The organism is Kitasatospora sp. NPDC059722, from assembly GCF_042733235.1.
GTDB lineage: Bacteria > Actinomycetota > Actinomycetes > Streptomycetales > Streptomycetaceae > Kitasatospora.
Genome location: NZ_JBHWGD010000012.1, coordinates 133,590 through 150,854, shown reverse-complemented (window position 1 = coordinate 150,854; position 17,265 = coordinate 133,590). Strand labels below are relative to the sequence as shown.

General features: G+C 73.0%; 9 protein-coding genes and 1 pseudogene. 8 read left to right on the top strand and 2 right to left on the bottom strand.

From position 1 onward, the window contains the following. The first annotated feature begins 73 nt into the window (after positions 1-73). On the top strand, positions 74-1,699 hold the full coding sequence (gene pruA, locus ACFV4F_RS10810; protein WP_380435453.1) for an L-glutamate gamma-semialdehyde dehydrogenase: 1,626 nt from the start codon (positions 74-76) through the stop codon (positions 1,697-1,699). Between the two features lie 283 nt (positions 1,700-1,982). Continuing rightward, entirely contained in the window at positions 1,983-6,929 is a 4,947-nt protein-coding gene (locus ACFV4F_RS10805) for an NAD-glutamate dehydrogenase (protein WP_380435428.1), read from the top strand. Positions 6,930-7,619: 690 nt separating this feature from the next. On the opposite strand, the pseudogene ACFV4F_RS10800 reads toward ACFV4F_RS10805, so the two are convergent. Then, positions 7,620-9,404 (bottom strand): annotated as a pseudogene (locus ACFV4F_RS10800) (FHA domain-containing protein); the annotation flags it as partial. 120 nt (positions 9,405-9,524) lie between these two features. On the opposite strand from ACFV4F_RS10800, the gene ACFV4F_RS10795 reads away from it, so the two are divergent. The 4 genes from ACFV4F_RS10795 (at position 9,525) to prfB (ending at position 14,678) form a co-directional block, all read left to right on the top strand. Beyond that, complete coding sequence (locus tag ACFV4F_RS10795; protein WP_380501589.1) at positions 9,525-9,779, top strand: hypothetical protein; 255 nt, start codon at positions 9,525-9,527, stop codon at positions 9,777-9,779. 352 nt (positions 9,780-10,131) lie between these two features. Beyond that, positions 10,132-12,018 (top strand): protein kinase, encoded by a 1,887-nt coding sequence (locus tag ACFV4F_RS10790; RefSeq protein WP_380501587.1) that lies wholly within the window; start codon positions 10,132-10,134, stop codon positions 12,016-12,018. A gap of 215 nt (positions 12,019-12,233) precedes the next feature. After that, positions 12,234-13,493, top strand: coding sequence for a serine/threonine-protein kinase (locus ACFV4F_RS10785; RefSeq protein ID WP_380435425.1), 1,260 nt, complete (start codon positions 12,234-12,236; stop codon positions 13,491-13,493). A 69-nt stretch (positions 13,494-13,562) separates the two neighbouring features. Then, entirely contained in the window at positions 13,563-14,678 is a 1,116-nt protein-coding gene (gene prfB / locus ACFV4F_RS10780; RefSeq protein WP_380435424.1) for a peptide chain release factor 2, read from the top strand. A gap of 244 nt (positions 14,679-14,922) precedes the next feature. On the opposite strand, the gene ACFV4F_RS10775 is transcribed toward prfB, so the two are convergent. Then, positions 14,923-15,117 carry a hypothetical protein gene (locus tag ACFV4F_RS10775; protein WP_359960365.1) on the bottom strand — a complete coding sequence of 65 codons (195 nt, stop codon included), beginning with the start codon at positions 15,115-15,117 and terminating at the stop codon, positions 14,923-14,925. 350 nt (positions 15,118-15,467) lie between these two features. On the opposite strand from ACFV4F_RS10775, the gene ftsE reads away from it, so the two are divergent. Both ftsE and ftsX read left to right on the top strand, forming a co-directional pair. Further along, complete coding sequence (ftsE, locus tag ACFV4F_RS10770) at positions 15,468-16,157, top strand: cell division ATP-binding protein FtsE (RefSeq protein WP_063349173.1); 690 nt, start codon at positions 15,468-15,470, stop codon at positions 16,155-16,157. 77 nt (positions 16,158-16,234) lie between these two features. Then, positions 16,235-17,146 carry a permease-like cell division protein FtsX gene (ftsX, locus tag ACFV4F_RS10765; RefSeq protein WP_329929190.1) on the top strand — a complete coding sequence of 304 codons (912 nt, stop codon included), beginning with the start codon at positions 16,235-16,237 and terminating at the stop codon, positions 17,144-17,146. Positions 17,147-17,265 lie beyond the last annotated feature (119 nt).

Below are 17,265 nucleotides of genomic sequence, written 5' to 3'. Positions count from 1 at the left end.
ACGGGCGGATCCGCCGGGGGCTGGTCAGGCTGGACTGACATCGGTACAGCAGCAGGACGGAGCCGCCATGCCCATCGACGCAGTGACCCAGGTGCCGGAGCCGGTCAACGAGCCGGTGCGGGCGTACGGGCCCGGCAGCGCCGAGCGGGAGCGCCTGGTGCGGCGCCTGGACGAGCTGGCGGCCGAGCAGGTGCCGCTGCCGATGACGATCGGCGGGGAGCAGCGCTTCGGCGGCGGCGAGCGGATCGACGTCGTCCAGCCGCACCACCACGCGGCCAAGCTGGGCGTGCTCGGCAACGCCACCCGGGAGGACGCCCGCGCGGCGGTGGACGCGGCGCTGGCGGCCGCCCGGGAGTGGCGCTCGCTGTCCTTCGACGACCGCGCGGCGGTGTTCCTGCGCGCCGCGGACCTCCTCGCCGGGCCCTGGCGGGAGACGCTCAACGCGGCCACGATGCTCGGCCAGTCCAAGACCGCGCAGCAGGCGGAGATCGACTCGGCCTGCGAGCTGATCGACTTCTGGCGCTACAACGTCCACTTCGCCCGGCAGGTCCTGGCCGATCAGCCGGTCTCGTCCCCGGGGGTGTGGAACCGCACCGACCACCGCCCGCTGGAAGGTTTCGTCTACGCGATCACGCCGTTCAACTTCACCGCGATCGCCGGGAACCTGCCCACCGCCCCCGCGCTGATGGGCAACACGGTGGTCTGGAAGCCCGCGCCGACCCAGGCGCTGGCCGCCCACCACCTGATGCGGCTGCTGGAGGCGGCCGGCCTGCCGCCCGGGGTGATCAACCTGGTGACCGGCGACGGCCTCCAGGTGTCCCCGGTCGCGCTCGCCGACCCGGCGCTGGCCGGCCTGCACTTCACCGGCTCGACCGCGACCTTCCAGTCGCTGTGGCAGACGATCGGCGCGAACATCGGCGGCTACCGGACGTACCCGCGGATCGTCGGCGAGACCGGCGGCAAGGACTTCCTGCTCGCCCACCGCTCCGCCGACCCGGAGATCCTCAAGACGGCGCTGATCCGCGGCGCCTTCGAGTACCAGGGCCAGAAGTGCTCGGCGCTCTCCCGCGCCTACCTGCCGCGCAGCCTCTGGCAGCGGATCAAGGACGACTTCCTGGCCGAGGTCGACGCGCTCGCCGTCGGCGACGTCACCGACCTCTCCAACTTCATGGGCGCGCTCATCGACCGGCGGGCCTTCGAGAAGAACCGGGACGCCATCGAGCGGGCCAAGCGTGACCCCACGATCGAACTGGCGGCCGGCGGCCAGTACGACGACGCGATCGGCTGGTTCGTCCGGCCCACCGTCCTGGTCTCCTCCGACCACCGCGGCGAGATCTTCCGCACCGAGTACTTCGGCCCGATCCTCGCCGTCCACGTCTACGAGGACTCCCGCTGGGACGACGTGTTCGCCAGGATCGACGCCGCCGCCCCGTACGGCCTGACCGGTGCCGTCATCGCACAGGACCGCTACGCGATCGCCCGTGCGGTGGAGGAACTGCGCTTCACCGCCGGGAACTTCTACATCAACGACAAGCCGACCGGCGCCGTCGTCGGCCAGCAGCCCTTCGGCGGCGGCCGTGCCTCCGGCACCAACGACAAGGCGGGCGCCGCCCAGAACCTGCTGCGCTGGACCTCGGCCCGTTCGATCAAGGAAACCTTCGTGCCGCCGACGCACCATGCGTACCCGCATATGGGCTGAAAGCGAACATCCGGTTCCGGTTTGGACATGGTGTCCAGGACGGACCGGTCACCCGGCACCTTTGCGCCTCCCTGTCCCTGTCCACCTTCGATTGATCCGGTTAGGCTGGCTGGCGTCGTCGGGTGGCTCCGCAGGACGAATCGTCCTACCCACTGCGAAGGCGTTTCATGCGCGCCATGAACCCTTTTCAGTCGGATGGTGCGGCAGGATTGCGGTAGACCCGTCGGTGTTCATCCACACACGACCGAGTCACGCAACGGCGCGCGACAGGAGCCAAGAAGTCATGCAGACCAAGCTGGACGCAGCCAAGGCCGACCTGCTCAAGAAGGCCGCCGCAGCCGCTGAGAACAGCCAGGTGGGGGGAGCGGCGCCGGGGGAGGGTCTGAGCAACGGCGCTCTTACCGCGTACCTGCACCACTACTACCTCCACACCGCGCCCGAGGACCTGGTCGACCTCGACCCGGTCGACGTCTACGGCGCGGCCGCCTCGCACTACCGCCTGGGCCTCAAGCGCCCCCAGGGCACCGCCGAGGTGCGGGTGCACACCCCCTCGGTCGAGGAGAACGGCTGGTCCTGCGGCCACACGGTCGTCGAGGTCGTCACCGACGACATGTCCTTCCTGGTCGACTCCGTCACCAACGAGCTGTCCCGCCAGGACCGCGGCATCCACATCGTGATCCACCCGCAGCTGGTCGTCCGCCGTGACATCACCGGCAAGCTCCTGGAGATCCTCGACGTCGACGCGTGCGCGCGCAGCCAGGCCGCCGGCGCCGAGTGGCCCGCCGACGCGACCGTCGAGTCGTGGATGCACATCGAGATCGACCGCGAGACCGACCGCGAGGACCTGCGCTCGATCGAGTCCAACCTGCGCCGCGTGCTCGGCGACGTCCGCGAGGTCGTCGAGGACTGGACCAAGATGCGCGACAGCGCGCTGCGCCTGGCCGACGAGCTGGCCGAGGAGCCCCCGGCCGGCCTGCCCGAGCAGGAGGTCGGCGAGGCCTGGGAGCTGATGCGCTGGCTCGGCGACGACCACTTCACCTTCCTCGGCTACCGCGAGTACGACCTCGTCGAGCACGAGGGCGAAGAGGTCCTCAAGGCCGTCGCCGGCACCGGCCTCGGCATCCTGCGCGCCGACCCGCACAGCCACGACGACCGCCACCACTCCGTGAGCGAGGCCTTCGGCCGCCTCTCCGCGCCGGTGCGCGCCAAGGCCCACGAGAAGAAGCTGCTCGTCCTCACCAAGGCCAACAGCCGTGCCACCGTGCACCGCCCGGCCTACCTGGACTACGTCGGCGTGAAGAAGTTCAACGCCGCCGGCGAGCCCATCGGCGAGCGCCGCTTCCTCGGCCTGTTCTCCTCCGCCGCGTACACCGAGTCCGTCACCCGGATCCCGGTCGTGCGCCGCAAGGTCCAGGCCGTCCTGGACGGCTCCGGCTTCTCCAGCGAGAGCCACGACGGCCGCGACCTGCTGCAGATCATGGAGACCTTCCCGCGGGACGAGATGTTCCAGACGGCGGCCTCCGAACTGCTCTCGATCGCCACGAGCGTGCTCTACCTGCAGGAGCGCCGCAAGCTGCGCCTCTTCCTGCGCCAGGACGAGTACGGCCGCTACTACTCGGCGTTCATCTACCTGCCGCGCGACCGGTACACCACCCGGATCCGCCTGCTGCTCACCGACATCCTCAAGGAAGAGCTGAACGGCGACGCCATCGACTACACGGTGTACGCCACCGAGTCGGTGCTGACCCGCCTGCACTTCGTCGTCCGGGTGGCCCCCGGCACCGAGCTGCCGCAGCTCACCGACACCGACATCGAGCGGATCGAGAACCGCCTGGCCGAGGCCGCCCGGTTCTGGATGGACGGCTTCCACGACCAGCTGCACACCGAGCTGGGCGAGGAGAAGGCCGCCGAGCTCGGCCACAAGTACGCCAACGCCTTCCCCGACGGCTACCGCGCCGACTTCCCGCCGCGCACCGCCGTCTCCGACATCAAGCAGATCGAGTCGCTGCACGGCGCGGGCGACTTCCGCCTCAACCTGTACCAGCCGGTCGGCGCCGGCGACGACGAGCGCCGCTTCAAGATCTACCGGGTCGGCGGCCCGATCTCGCTCACCGAGGTCCTGCCGGTGCTCCAGCGCCTGGGCGTCGAGGTGCTGGACGAGCACCCGTACGCGCTGCGCCGCTCCGACGGCACCACCGCGTGGGTGTACGACTTCGGCCTGAAGCTGCGCGAGGCCACAGAGCTCACCGACGAGGCGCGCGAGCGCTTCCAGGAGACCTTCGCCGCCACCTGGACCGGCAGGGCCGAGAACGACGGCTTCAACGAGCTGGTCCTCACCGCCGGGCTGACCTGGCGCCAGGCGATGATGCTGCGCGCGTACGCCAAGTACCTGCGCCAGGCGGGCTCCACGTTCTCCCAGGACTACATGGAGGACGCGCTCCGCAACAACACCCACAGCACCCGCCTGCTGGTCAACCTCTTCGAGGCCCGGCTGAGCCCGAGCCACCGCTCGGGCGCCCTGGAGCTGACCGAGGGCATCCTGGAGGAGCTGGCCGGCGCGCTAGACGAGGTCGTCTCGCTGGACGAGGACCGCATCCTGCGCTCCTTCCTGAACCTCATCAAGGCCACCCTGCGGACCAACTTCTTCCAGCACGACGGCTCCGGCGAGTGGCACTCCTACGTGTCGATGAAGTTCGACCCGAAGGCCATCCCGGACCTGCCGGCCCCGCGCCCGGCGTTCGAGATCTGGGTCTACTCGCCGCAGGTCGAGGGCGTGCACCTGCGCTTCGGCAAGGTCGCCCGCGGCGGTCTGCGCTGGTCCGACCGGCGCGAGGACTTCCGCACCGAGATCCTCGGCCTGGTCAAGGCGCAGATGGTGAAGAACACCGTCATCGTGCCGGTCGGCGCCAAGGGCGGCTTCGTCGCCAAGCAGCTGCCGGACCCGTCGGTGGACCGCGACGCGTGGTTGGCCGAGGGTGTCTCCTCGTACAAGACGTTCATCTCGGCGCTGCTCGACATCACCGACAACCTGGTCGGCGGCGAGGTCGTCCACCCGGCCGACGTGGTCCGCCACGACGAGGACGACACCTACCTGGTCGTCGCCGCCGACAAGGGCACCGCGACCTTCTCCGACATCGCCAACGGCGTCGCCGAGTCCTACGGCTTCTGGCTGGGCGACGCGTTCGCCTCCGGCGGCTCGGCGGGCTACGACCACAAGGGCATGGGCATCACCGCCCGCGGCGCCTGGGAGTCGGTCAAGCGCAACTTCCGCGAGCTCGGCGTCGACACCCAGGCCGAGGACTTCACCGTCATCGGCATCGGCGACATGTCCGGCGACGTCTTCGGCAACGGCATGCTGCTCAGCGAGCACATCCGGCTGGTCGCGGCCTTCGACCACCGCCACATCTTCCTCGACCCGAACCCGGACGCGGCCCTCTCGTACGCCGAGCGCCGCCGCCTGTTCGACCTGCCGCGCAGCTCGTGGGACGACTACGACAAGTCGCTGATCTCGGCCGGCGGCGGGGTGTTCCCGCGCAGTGCCAAGTCGATCCAGGTCAGTGCCCAGGTCCGGGCCGCGCTCGGCATCCAGGAGGCCCGGCTCACCCCGGCCGAGCTGATGAAGGCGATCCTGCAGGCGCCGGTCGACCTGTTCTGGAACGGCGGCATCGGCACCTACATCAAGGCCTCGACCGAGACCAACGCCGAGGTCGGCGACAAGGCCAACGACGCCATCCGCGTCAACGGCGAGCAGGTCCGGGCCCGGGTCATCGGCGAGGGCGGCAACCTCGGCTGCACCCAGCTCGGCCGCATCGAGTACGCGGCGGCCGGCGGCCCGGAGAGCACCGGCGGCTGGATCAACACCGACGCCATCGACAACTCGGCCGGCGTGGACACCTCGGACCACGAGGTCAACATCAAGATCCTGCTCAACGGGGTCGTCGCCGAGGGCGACATGACGGTCAAGCAGCGCAACACGCTGCTGGCCGAGATGACCGACGAGGTCGGCCACCTGGTGCTGCGCAACAACTACGCGCAGAACGTGGTGCTGGCCAACGCCGTCGCCCAGGCGCACAGCATGGTCAACGTCCACTCCCGGATGATCAACCGCTTCGAGGCGGCCGGCCAGCTCGACCGGGGGCTGGAGTTCCTGCCCGCCGAGCGCCTGATCCGCGAGCGCCAGCAGAACGGCCGCGGGCTCTCGCAGCCCGAGATGTCCGTCCTGCTCGCGTACACCAAGATCACGCTGGCCGAGGAGCTGCTCGCCACCGACCTGCCCGACGACCCGTACTTCCGCACCGCGCTCCACGAGTACTTCCCGAGCGCCCTGCGGACCAGGTTCGCCGAGGCGATCGACGGCCACGCGCTGCGCCGCGAGATCATCACCACGCTGATCGTCAACGACACGATCAACCGCGGTGGCTGCACCTTCGCCTTCCGCCTGAAGGAGGAGACCGGCGCGACCTACGAGGAGATCGCCCGGACGCACACCGCCGCGCGGGCCGTGTTCGGCCTGGAGGAGATCTGGGGCGAGATCGAGGGCCTGGACAACAAGGTCCCGGCCCGGGTCCAGACCAAGATGCGGCTGCACTCGCGCCGCCTGGTCGAGCGCGCCACCCGGTGGATGCTCAACAACCGCCGCCAGCCGCTGGACATCGCCGCCACGATCGCGTTCTTCCGCGACCGGATCGCCCAGGTGTGGGGCTCGCTGCCCAAGCCGCTGCGCGGCGAGGACCTGGCGTGGTTCGAGTCGATCCACGGCGAGCTCGCCGCGGCGGGCGTGCCGGAGGAGCTGGCCACCCGGATCGCCGGCCTGTCCTCGGTCTTCCCGACCCTGGACATCACCGAGGTCGCGGACCGCTCCGGCAAGGACGTCGCGGACGTCGCCGAGCTCTACTACGACCTCGGCGACCGCCTGCAGATCTCGCACCTGCTGGACCGCATCATCGACCTGCCCCGCACCGACCGCTGGTCGTCGATGGCCCGGGCCGCGATCCGCGAGGACCTCTTCGCGGCGCACGCGGCGCTGACCGCCGACATCCTCGTCTGCGGCCCGGAGGGCGCCACCCCGGAGGAGCGCTACACCGCCTGGGCGGAGCTCAACGGGACGCTGCTGAACCGCGCGAAGAGCACGCTCGACGACATAAGGGGTTCGGACAACTACGAGCTGTCCAGCCTGTCGGTCGCGATGCGCGTCATCCGTACCCTCCTGCGCACCGGCTCGATGCGCTAGGAAGTCAGGACGGCAAAGGGGCGGGGCGCCGAGCTGGAGCGGGTCTATCGCGACGACGGTCGGGCGCAGGGTCGCGGTGCGCGGGATGCGTCCGCTGATCCGGGCGGCCTGGAAGGCGCAGACGCCGCCGTCCGGCAGCCGCAGGTAGCCGCGGCCCGGGGTGTCCTCGGGGAGGGCGGCGGCGTCGCCCAGGTGGATCAGCAGGTCGGAGTCGGCCGGGTCCTCGGTGCGCAGGGCGATCCGGAGCAGGGCGGCCTCGTCCACCTCGGTGCCGGCGCTCTCCTCGGGCCGGCCGGTGGTGACCGCGAGGTGGACGCCGAGCGGGCCGCCGCGGCGGGCGACGGCGGCGAGCGCGCGGGCCAGCGGGCGGCCGGCCGGGGAGGTGGGGGAGAGCAGCGCGTCGTAGTCGTCGACCACGACGACCAGCCGGGCGGGGACCGGGGCGCCCGGGGCGGCGGGCCGGGGGCTGTCGGCGCCGCGCGGCCCGATGACCCGGGGCGCGGGGGTCGCGGCGGCTCCGACGGCGGCGGGCACCGGTACCTGCGGGGCGTCCGCACCTGTGCCGAGGCCCTGCCGACCGGCCGGTCCCTGTCGGCCGTCGAGGCTGTGCTGACCGGCAAGGCTGTGCTGGCCGTCCAGGCTGTGCTGGCCGTCAAGAATGCGGGCGGCATGCCAGGAGGCGAAGTCGAGGCCGTCGAACAGCCGCTCCCGCAGCGCGAGTTCGTCCTCCAGCGCCTCCGCGGCGAGCAGCGCCTGGCGCGGGTCGGAGGCGGCGTTGACCCGCCCGGTGACGTGCGGGAGCTCGGTGCAGCCGTCCAGCCCGTCCTCGGTGGCCCGGCCCTCGACGATGGTGACGGCCAGCCGCTCGGGCCGCTCGGAGACGGCGAGCGAGGCGACGAGCGTGCGCAGCAGCTCCGTCTTGCCGGAGCCGCGCGCGCCGCCGATCAGCAGGTGCGGGCCGCCCGGGTCGGGGGAGGGGAGGGCCAGTTCGGGATCGGCGAGGTCGAGCGTGCAGAGCTCGTCGCGGGTGGTGCCGAGCAGCGCGGTGGCGGCGCCGATGCCGCCGGCGTGGGCGTCCCAGCGGGCGGAGAGCTTGGCGGGGGTGACGGTGTCGAGCTGCAGCAGGTCGAGCAGCCGCAGGGCGTCCGGCAGGGGGCCGCGGGCGGCCGGGGCGGCCTCGCGCAGCGGGGCGAGCACCCGGGCCAGCCGCTCGGCCCAGGCGTCGGAGACGGCGTCCAGCGAGACCTCGTGCAGGGTCTCGCGGCCGCGGGCGACCGGGCGGTCGAGCGAGAGGTGGGTGCCGACCTCGCCGGTGATCAGGGCGGTGGCGCCGACGCCGCGGGGGAGCAGTTCGGGCTGCTCGGCGAGGCAGATCGGGAAGATGCCGACCGCCGGGCCCTGGCGCAGCAGCAGGTCCAGCGCCTGCCGGGCGGTCTCGGTGGCCGGGCGGCCGTCGACCACGACGACGGTGGCGGGGTGGCCGCCGAGGCCGACCGGGCCGCTGAGCCGGGCGGTGAGCTCGGTGAGCCGGGCGGTGGCCTGCTCGTCGTCCAGGCCGAGCAGCAGGCGGCAGTCCTGGCCCTCGACGGGGCGCAGGTGGGGCAGCCAGAGGGCCCAGGCCCAGGTGTCGACGCGCTCCTGCGGGGTGCGGGCGTGGTCGGAGTCGACGACGACGAGGCTCAGGCCGCTCGGCGGGTGCAGGGCGGCGAGCTGGGCGACGACGGCGCGGGTGAGCGCGTCCAGCCGCTCGCGCGGGCCGCTGAGGCCGAGGCTGCCGGCGGTCTGCAGGTCGAGGGTGACCGGGACGGCGGGCAGTGTCGTGCCGGGGGTGGTGCCGGGGCCGCCGGGGCGGTCGGCGGTGCCCAGGCGCAGGGTGAGCGCGTCGGGGTGGCCGGGGCCGCGCTCCCAGAGCCGGGGGCCGGGGCCGACGGCGTTGAGCAGGAGGGTGGCGAGGTCGGGCCAGCGTTCGCGCTGGGCGGCGGCCTGGCGGATCCGGACGGCGGCGTGGTGGCGCTCGGCGCTCTCCTGCCCGGGCGGTTCGGCGGTGCGGCCGAGCCGCAGCGAGAGCAGTCCGCGGCCGCGGCCCGCGGCGGGCTCGGGGGCGGCGGGCGGTTCGGCGACGGGCGGCGCGGGCCGGACGGGGCCGGGGGCGGCGAGCTGGAGGTGGCCGTGGCCGTCCGGGACGGCGGCGCGGGCGGGCTCGCCGGGTTCGGGGGCCGCGAGCTGGAGGGTGGACTCGCCGATCCGCAGCAGGGCTCCGGGGTCGAGCGGGACGGCCTCCTCCAGCGGGCCGGGCGGGACGATCCGGCCGTCCAGGGTGGTGCCGTTGGTGGAGCCGAGGTCGCGGACGGTGACCCGGCCGTCCTCGGCGAGGTGCAGGGACAGGTGCAGCCGGGAGACGTCCGGGTCGTCGAGCGGGACGTCGGCCTCGCCGGAGCGGCCGACCCGGATCTCCCGGCCGTGCAGGCGGTGCACGCCGCCGGCGTCCGGCCCGCCGACCACGCGTAGTTCGGCGGCGGCCGTCGCGTCGTCGGGGTCGTCGGCGGTCGGGTCCGGCTCGTTGAGGCTGAGGACGGCGCCGTCGAGGAGCGGAGGATGGCCGAGCAGGGTGTGTTCGTCCACCCGGTGCGCCCCGGCGTAGAGGTGCACGTGGGTGGCGGCCCGGGGCCCGCGCACGCCCACGGCGCCCGCGAGCGCGCCCGCGAGGGCGCCGAGCGCGGTGCCCACGGGCGCGGTGACCAGTACGTCCACGTAGGGGATGGCGGTGCCGGCGGCGGTCGGGCCGCTGCGCGGTCGGAGGACGGTCAGCCGGATCTGCATCTCGCCCGCGGGTCCCTTCTGCTGATGTGAAGCCTGGTACCGCTGCCTCGCGGCTCGGGCGGCCGCTGGGCCACAAAGGTGGCGAGTGTCCATCCTGCCATCCGTCACGGACGGTCCGCGCACGGTACCGGATTTGACGATCTTGCGATGATCGCCATGTTGGAGGTGGCGGAGGGTCAGGTCAACCGGTGCTCCGGCGGTGCCCGTGACCCTTCCCTAGGGGATGTCCCCCAACCCGTCCCCGAGACCGGTCGGACGGCCTGCCGGTCGCCTCCGAAACCCGAACGGTCACCGTTAGAGTGGCCGCAGACAGGGGCCCGGCAGGCTCACCGCACCGGCGGAGGAGCGCCCCGCGCGGGCGGCACGGCGAGGAGTGCGACAGGTGCGGCCAGTCGGCAGCAAGTATGTGCTTGAGGAGACCCTCGGACGGGGGGCCACCGGCACCGTCTGGCGCGGGCGGGTGCGCCCGGCCGCCGACGTGCCGGGCGGCGAGCCCGGGCAGGCCGTGGCGATCAAGGTGCTGCGCGAGGAACTGGCCGCGGACCCGGACGTCGTGATGCGCTTCCTGCGCGAGCGCTCCCTGCTGCTGCGGCTCACCCACCCCAACATCGTCCGGGTGTGCGACCTGGTCGTCGAGGGCGAGCTGCTGGCCCTCGTGATGGACCTCGTCGAGGGCCCCGACCTGGCCCGCTACCTGCGCTCCAACGGCCCGTTCAGCCCGATCGCCGGCGCCCTGCTGATGGCCCAGGTCGCGGACGCGCTCGCGGCCAGCCACGCCGACGGCATCGTCCACCGCGACCTCAAGCCGGCGAACGTCCTGCTCGCCTCCGTCCTGGTGGACGGCACCGAGCAGATGCACCCGATGCTGACCGACTTCGGCATCGCCCGCCTCGCCGACTCCCCGGGCATCACCCGCACCCACGAGTTCGTCGGCACGCCCGCCTACGTCGCCCCGGAGTCCGCCGAGGGCCGCGCCCAGACCTCCGCCGTGGACGTCTACGGCGCCGGGATCATGCTGTACGAGCTGGTCACCGGCCGCCAGCCGTTCCAGGGCGACGGCGCGCTCGCGGTCCTCCAGGCGCACCTCGCCCAGGAGCCGCAGCGGCCCAGCACGATGCCCGAGCCGCTGTGGACGGTGATCGAGCGCTGCCTGCGCAAGGACCCGGCGCAGCGGCCGTCCGCGACCTCGCTGGCGCGGGCGCTGCGCGTGGTGGCGGCGGGCGTCGGCGTGCACGCCTCCCCGGCGGCCGTGGACGCGGCGATCGCGGTCGGCGCGCTGCTGCAGCCGGACCCGCAGCCCGCCTCGGTGCCGGGCACGGCCACGGGTGCGCCGTTCGCGCCGGCGAGCGAGGACCGCACCCAGGTGCTGCCCGCCGGCGGCCCCGGCGCCCCGCAGTTCGACCCGGCCGCGGCGACCCGGGTGATGGGCACCCAGCCGCCGCCCGCGCCCCCGTACGGCAGCGCGGACCGCACGCAGGTGATGCCGCCCACCGCGGTGCCGCCGCCCCTGCCGGGCCCGCCGCAGGAGGAGGCGCCGCACCCGTGGCAGACGCAGCTGCGCGCCGCGCGGGACCGCAACCAGCAGACGCAGGTCGGCTACTTCGGCCCGGAAGACTTCGAGGAGCCGCAGGTCGCCCCGCAGCCCTACCAGGCGGGCCAGGGGGGTCAGGGCGGATACCCGGGCCAGGGCGGTCACCCCGGGGCGTACCAGCCCCAGCAGCCCGGCGGCCCCCGGCCCGACCAGCGCCGCCAGGGCCCGCCGCCGCCCGGGTACGCCCAGCGCCCGCCGGTCGCCCCGCCGCCCTACCGGGCGAACCAGGCGAACCAGGGGGGACAGGCGGGCCAGGGCGGCCGTCCGCAGCCGCCCGGCGGCTACCGGCAGGCCCCGGAGGGCTACGGCCGGTCGCAGGCCGGCTACCCGCCGCCGCCCCCGCCCGCCCCGGTGCGCCGGGCCGAGCCGCCCGCGCCGCAGCACCGGGAGCCCCCGCAACGCCGCGAGGAGCCGCCGGCCCGCCGGGAGGCGCCGCCGGCGCCGTCGCGCCGCGAGCCGGCCCCGCCGCGCGAGCGGCGCCCGCGCAGCCGCAACCGGATGTACATCCCGGGGCTCGGCTGCCTCAAGGGCTGCCTGATGGTGCTGCTGGTGCTGGCGGTCGCCGCCGTGGCGCTGTGGAACTTCACGCCGCTGCCGCACTACTGGGACAACGTCCAGGGCTGGTACCACACGGCCTACGACTGGGTGACCAACGTCTTCGACAGCGCGAGGAACTGACGCCCCGCCGGGTCCGGCCGCCCCCCGGCGGCCGCCCGGACGGCGGGATTGACGCTTTGTCGACAATTTCGAAGATTTCTCGCCCGCGAGTGCCGCCCCGGGGCCCTCAGGCGGCCCGCGAGGGGGGTCGGGGCGCGTAGGTTGGTCGGTGTTGTCCCGCCCCACCGAGCGCACCGGACCTTCCGGCGCGCTCCCGCGCCGCCCACGGAGCAGCATTGGCACGCAAGATCGGCAGCCGGTACACCGTCCACCAGGTGATCGGCCGGGGTTCGGCCGGGACGGTCTGGCTCGGCGAGGGGCCGGACGGCCCGGTGGCGGTCAAGCTGCTGCGCGAGGACCTGGCCGCCGACCAGGTGCTGGTCGGCCGCTTCGTGCAGGAGCGCGCCGCGCTGACCAGCCTCGACCACCCCCGGGTGGTCGGCGTGCGCGACATGGTCGTGGACGGCAGCGACCTCGCCCTCGTCATGGAGCTCGTCCAGGGCACCGACCTGCGCTCCCGGCTCGAACGCGACGGTGCCCTGCCCCCGCAGACCGCCGCCTCGGTCATCGCCGACGTCGCCGACGGCCTGGCCGCCGCGCACGCGGCCGGCATCGTCCACCGCGACGTCAAACCCGAGAACGTCCTGCTCGACCTCGCCGCCGCCCCCGGCCCCGGCGGAGCCCCGCGCGCCAAGCTCACCGACTTCGGCGTGGCCCGCCTGGTGGACGCCCCGCGCCGCACGCGGGCCACCCGGATCATCGGCACCCCCGACTACCTCGCCCCCGAGATCATCGAGGGCCTGGAGCCGCGCGCCGCCGTCGACATCTACGCCCTCGCCACCGTGCTCTACGAGCTGCTGGCCGGCTTCACCCCCTTCGGCGGCGGCCACACCGGCGCCGTGCTGCGCCGCCACGTCACCGAGCAGGTGCCGCCGATCCCCGGCCTGCCGGACGGGCTGTGGCGGATCATCTCCGAGTGCCTGGCCAAGGCCCCCGCCTCCCGGTTGCGCGCCGCCGAGCTGGCCGCCAGGCTGCGCGAGCAGCTGCCCGCGCTGGCGGGCCTGCCGGTGCTCGCCGTCCCCTCGCAGGGCCGCGCCCCGGCGGAGGAGGCGATCACCCCCGGCGAGGCCGTCTACGCCGAGGTGGACGCCGCCCCCGGCGCCCACAAGCGCCGCCGCGGCCCGGCCGTCCCGCTGGTGCCCGGCGTCGCCCCGGACTCCACCCGGGACACCCACACCAGCCTGCGCCGTCCGTCCGCGGACGAGCTGGCCGCCTACGCCGCCGAGTCCCGCGCCCAGCGCACCGCCCCCGGCGCGGGCCACCGCCGCGACCGCCAGGCCCTGCTGCGCCGCCGCCGGCTGCTCGCCGTCGTGCTGGCCACCGTCCTGCTGCTGGCGGGCGCCGCCGCGGCCTGGACGGCCTTCGCGGCCACCGCCCCGGACCGCGGCCACCCGGCCCGTCCGGCCGTCCACAGCACCGCCCCGCGGGCCCCCTAGAACCGCTCCCGGGCGGCCGGGGGACCCCGGTGTCGTCATGACCACCCCCGGAACCATTACGCTGGGGGCGTGGCAGCCGTCGATCCTTCCGAAGAGCTCAAGAACCTCGAATCGACCATGGGGTCGATCGAGGCCGTCCTCGACCTGGACAAGATCCGGGCCGACATCGCGGTCCTGGAGGAGGAGGCAGCCGCCCCCACCCTGTGGGACGACGTCGCGAACGCGCAGAAGGTGACCAGCCGGCTCTCCTTCCTCCAGGGCGAGCTGCGCCGGGTCGAGGGCCTGCGCAGCCGCATCGACGACCTGGGCGTGCTGTTCGAGCTGGCCGAGGCCGAGGACGACGCGGACACCCGCACCGAGGCCGAGACCGAGCTCAAGTCGCTCCAGAAGGCTGTCGAGGAGCTGGAGGTCCGCACCCTCCTGTCCGGCGAGTACGACGCCCGTGAGGCGCTGATCAACATCCGGGCCGAGGCCGGTGGCGTCGACGCCGCCGACTTCGCCGAGCAGCTCATGCGCATGTACCTGCGCTGGGCCGAGCGGCACGGGTACCCGACCGAGGTGTACGACACCTCGTACGCCGAAGAGGCCGGGATCAAGTCCGCGACCTTCACCGTGAAGGCGCCGTACGCCTACGGCACGCTCTCGGTCGAGCAGGGCACGCACCGCCTGGTCCGCATCTCGCCGTTCGACAACCAGGGCCGTCGCCAGACCTCCTTCGCCGGCGTCGAGGTGCTCCCGGTCGTCGAGCAGTCCGACCACGTCGACATCGACGAGTCCGAGCTGCGCATCGACGTCTACCGCGCCTCCGGCCCCGGCGGCCAGGGCGTCAACACCACCGACTCGGCGGTGCGCATCACGCACATCCCGACCGGTGTCGTGGTCTCCTGCCAGAACGAGCGCTCGCAGATCCAGAACAAGGCCTCCGCGATGAACGTCCTCCAGGCGAAGCTGCTGGAGCGGCGCCGCCAGGAGGAGCGCGCGGCGATGGACGCGCTCAAGGACAGCGGCAGCTCCTGGGGCAACCAGATGCGCTCCTACGTCCTGCACCCGTACCAGATGGTCAAGGACGTCCGGACGGCGTTCGAGGCCGGCAACCCGCAGGCCGTCCTGGACGGCGACATCGACGGCTTCATCGAGGCCGGGATCCGCTGGCGCAAGCAGCGCGAGACCGCGAACGAGGCGTAAGGAGCTCGGCCTCGATGAAAATCAAGCACAGCATCGAGGCCGGTATCCGCCGGCGCAAGCAGCGCGAGACCGCGAACGAGGCGTGAGGAGCTCGGCCTCGATGAAAATCAAGCACAGCATCGAGGCCGGTATCCGCCGGCGCAAGCAGCGCGAGACCAGCGCCGAGTAATCGGGCGACGACGCAGGAGGGCCCCCGACCGGGATCGGTCGGGGGCCCTTCGCGTTCGGTACGTCCCGTCGTGCCTCAGGCCAGCGCCTGCCGGGCGATCAGCGCCACCGCGAGCAGTCCGGCCAGCAGGGCCAGCAGCACCGCGGGGGAGAGCGCGGCGAACGGACCCTGCTGCTCCTGCAGCCGGGCCCGGTTGGCGCGGCAGACCGGGCAACGGCCCTCGCTCACGCGTCCGTTGCAGTTGGCGCACACCAGATGGTCGCAGGTCATGCGATCTCCTCCTCGCTGCTAGAACCAACGCACCGGACGGGGCTTTGGTTCCTTCGCGTGCCCTGTGCGGGGGAGCGGCCGGGCACGGTCGCTCACTCCACTCTGCCAGGTTCCGACCGTTCCGGCTCCCGGGCTGTGAGATGCCTCGCAATTTTCGGGGCATAAGGGGACATTGTCCCCCAGTCTCCGGTAACCGTCCGCTCCGGGCCCTGCGGGCCGACGGTGGATTCGCGTATGGTCCCAAGCCGGGAGCGGCCCTTTCCGTTCCCTTCGCCCGCCCCCGGACCGGGCCCACAGGGGTGGACCGACCGAGGACTGGCGCCGCCTAGGATGGCCTCCGTGATGCAGCCGTGATCAGATTCGACAACGTCTCCAAGACCTATCCCAAGCAGAACCGTCCCGCCCTGGACAACGTCTCGCTGGAGATCGAGAAGGGTGAGTTCGTCTTCCTGGTCGGCTCGTCCGGCTCGGGGAAGTCCACCTTCCTGCGCCTGTGCCTGCGCGAGGAACGCCCCTCCACGGGTGAGGTGCACGTCCTCGGCAAGGACCTGGGCAAGCTGTCCAACTGGAAGGTGCCGCACATGCGCCGCCAGCTGGGCACCGTCTTCCAGGACTTCCGCCTGCTGCCCAACAAGACCGTCGCGCAGAACGTCGCCTTCGCCCTCGAAGTGATCGGCAAGCCCAAGAGCGCCATCAACAAGGTGGTGCCCGAGGTGCTGGAGCTGGTCGGCCTCGGCGGCAAGGAGGACCGCATGCCCGGCGAGCTCTCCGGCGGTGAGCAGCAGCGCGTCGCGATCGCCCGCGCGTTCGTGAACCGGCCGATGCTGCTGATCGCGGACGAGCCCACCGGCAACCTCGACCCGCAGAACTCGGTCGGCATCATGAAGCTGCTCGACCGCATCAACCGCACCGGCACCACGGTGCTGATGGCGACCCACGACCAGGCCATCGTCGACCAGATGCGCAAGCGCGTCATCGAGCTCGACAAGGGCCTGCTGGTCCGCGACCAGGCCCGCGGCGTCTACGGATACCAGCACTGACCCACCCCCGCTGAACCGTAGGGCCGCCGGCCCGAGCCGTCCGACCCAGCAGTACCGACCCTGGAGTTGTTACACGCATGCGCGCCCAGTTCGTCCTGTCGGAGATCGGTGTGGGTCTCCGCCGCAACCTGACCATGACCATCGCGGTCGTCGTCAGCGTCGCGCTCTCCCTCGCCCTCGCCGGTTCCTCGCTCCTGGTCCGCGACCAGGTGAACTCCATGAAGGGGTACTGGTACGACAAGGTCGAGGTGAGCATCTACTTCTGCACCAAGTCCGACGCCCGGAACTCCCCGCAGTGCGGGCAGGGCGCGGCCACCGACCAGCAGGTGCAGGACGTCAAGGCCCAGCTGGACAAGATGGACTCGGTGGTCCAGTCGTCGACCTTCGAGAGCTCCGCGGAGGCGTACAAGCACTGGAAGGAGATGAACCCGGACAACCCGCTCATCTCCGTCCTCGGTCCGGACGCCATGCCGCAGTCCTGGCGGGTGAAGCTCAACGACCCGACGAAGTACGACGTCATCCAGAGCGCCTTCGCCGGGAAGCCCGGCGTCAAGTCGGTGGAGGACCAGCGGAAGATCCTGGAGAACCTCTTCGGCCTGCTGAACGGTCTGCAGACGGCGGCCTTCGTCATCATGGTGCTGATGCTGTTCGTCGCGCTGCTGCTGATCGTCAACACCGTCCGGGTGTCGGCGTACAGCAGGCGGCGTGAGACCGGCATCATGCGCCTGGTCGGCGCCTCCAACTTCTACGTCCAGATGCCGTTCATCGCCGAGGCCGCGTTCTCCGCGCTGCTCGGGGCCGTGATGGCCTCCGGACTGCTGCTCGGCGGGCACTTCTTCGTCCAGAACTGGCTGGCCGACCGGGTGCAGTTCATCCACTTCATCGGGCTGAGCTCGGTGCTGGCGGTGATCCCGCTGCTGGTCGTGGTCGGCATGGCGATGGCCGGTGTCGCGGCGTTCTTCACGCTGCGCAAGTACCTCAAGGTCTGATCCTCCGGGCCCCGGGCGGGGGGGGGGGGGGCGGCGGGGCGGCGGGGGGCGGGGGGCGCGCGCCGGGCGGGGGGGCCGCGGGCGCGCCCCGCCCCGCGGGGGGCCACCGCCCCGTGCAC

Bases quoted from the DNA above. Each gene is read 5' to 3' on its own strand.
- ACFV4F_RS10805 (WP_380435428.1), top strand. From the start codon at position 1,983: ATGCAGACCAAGCTGGACGCAGCCAAGGCCGACCTGCTCAAGAAGGCC.
- ACFV4F_RS10795 (WP_380501589.1), top strand. From the start codon at position 9,525: ATGGCCGAGCAGGGTGTGTTCGTCCACCCGGTGCGCCCCGGCGTAGAG.
- ACFV4F_RS10775 (WP_359960365.1), bottom strand. From the start codon at position 15,117: ATGACCTGCGACCATCTGGTGTGCGCCAACTGCAACGGACGCGTGAGC.
- ftsX (WP_329929190.1), top strand. From the start codon at position 16,235: ATGCGCGCCCAGTTCGTCCTGTCGGAGATCGGTGTGGGTCTCCGCCGC.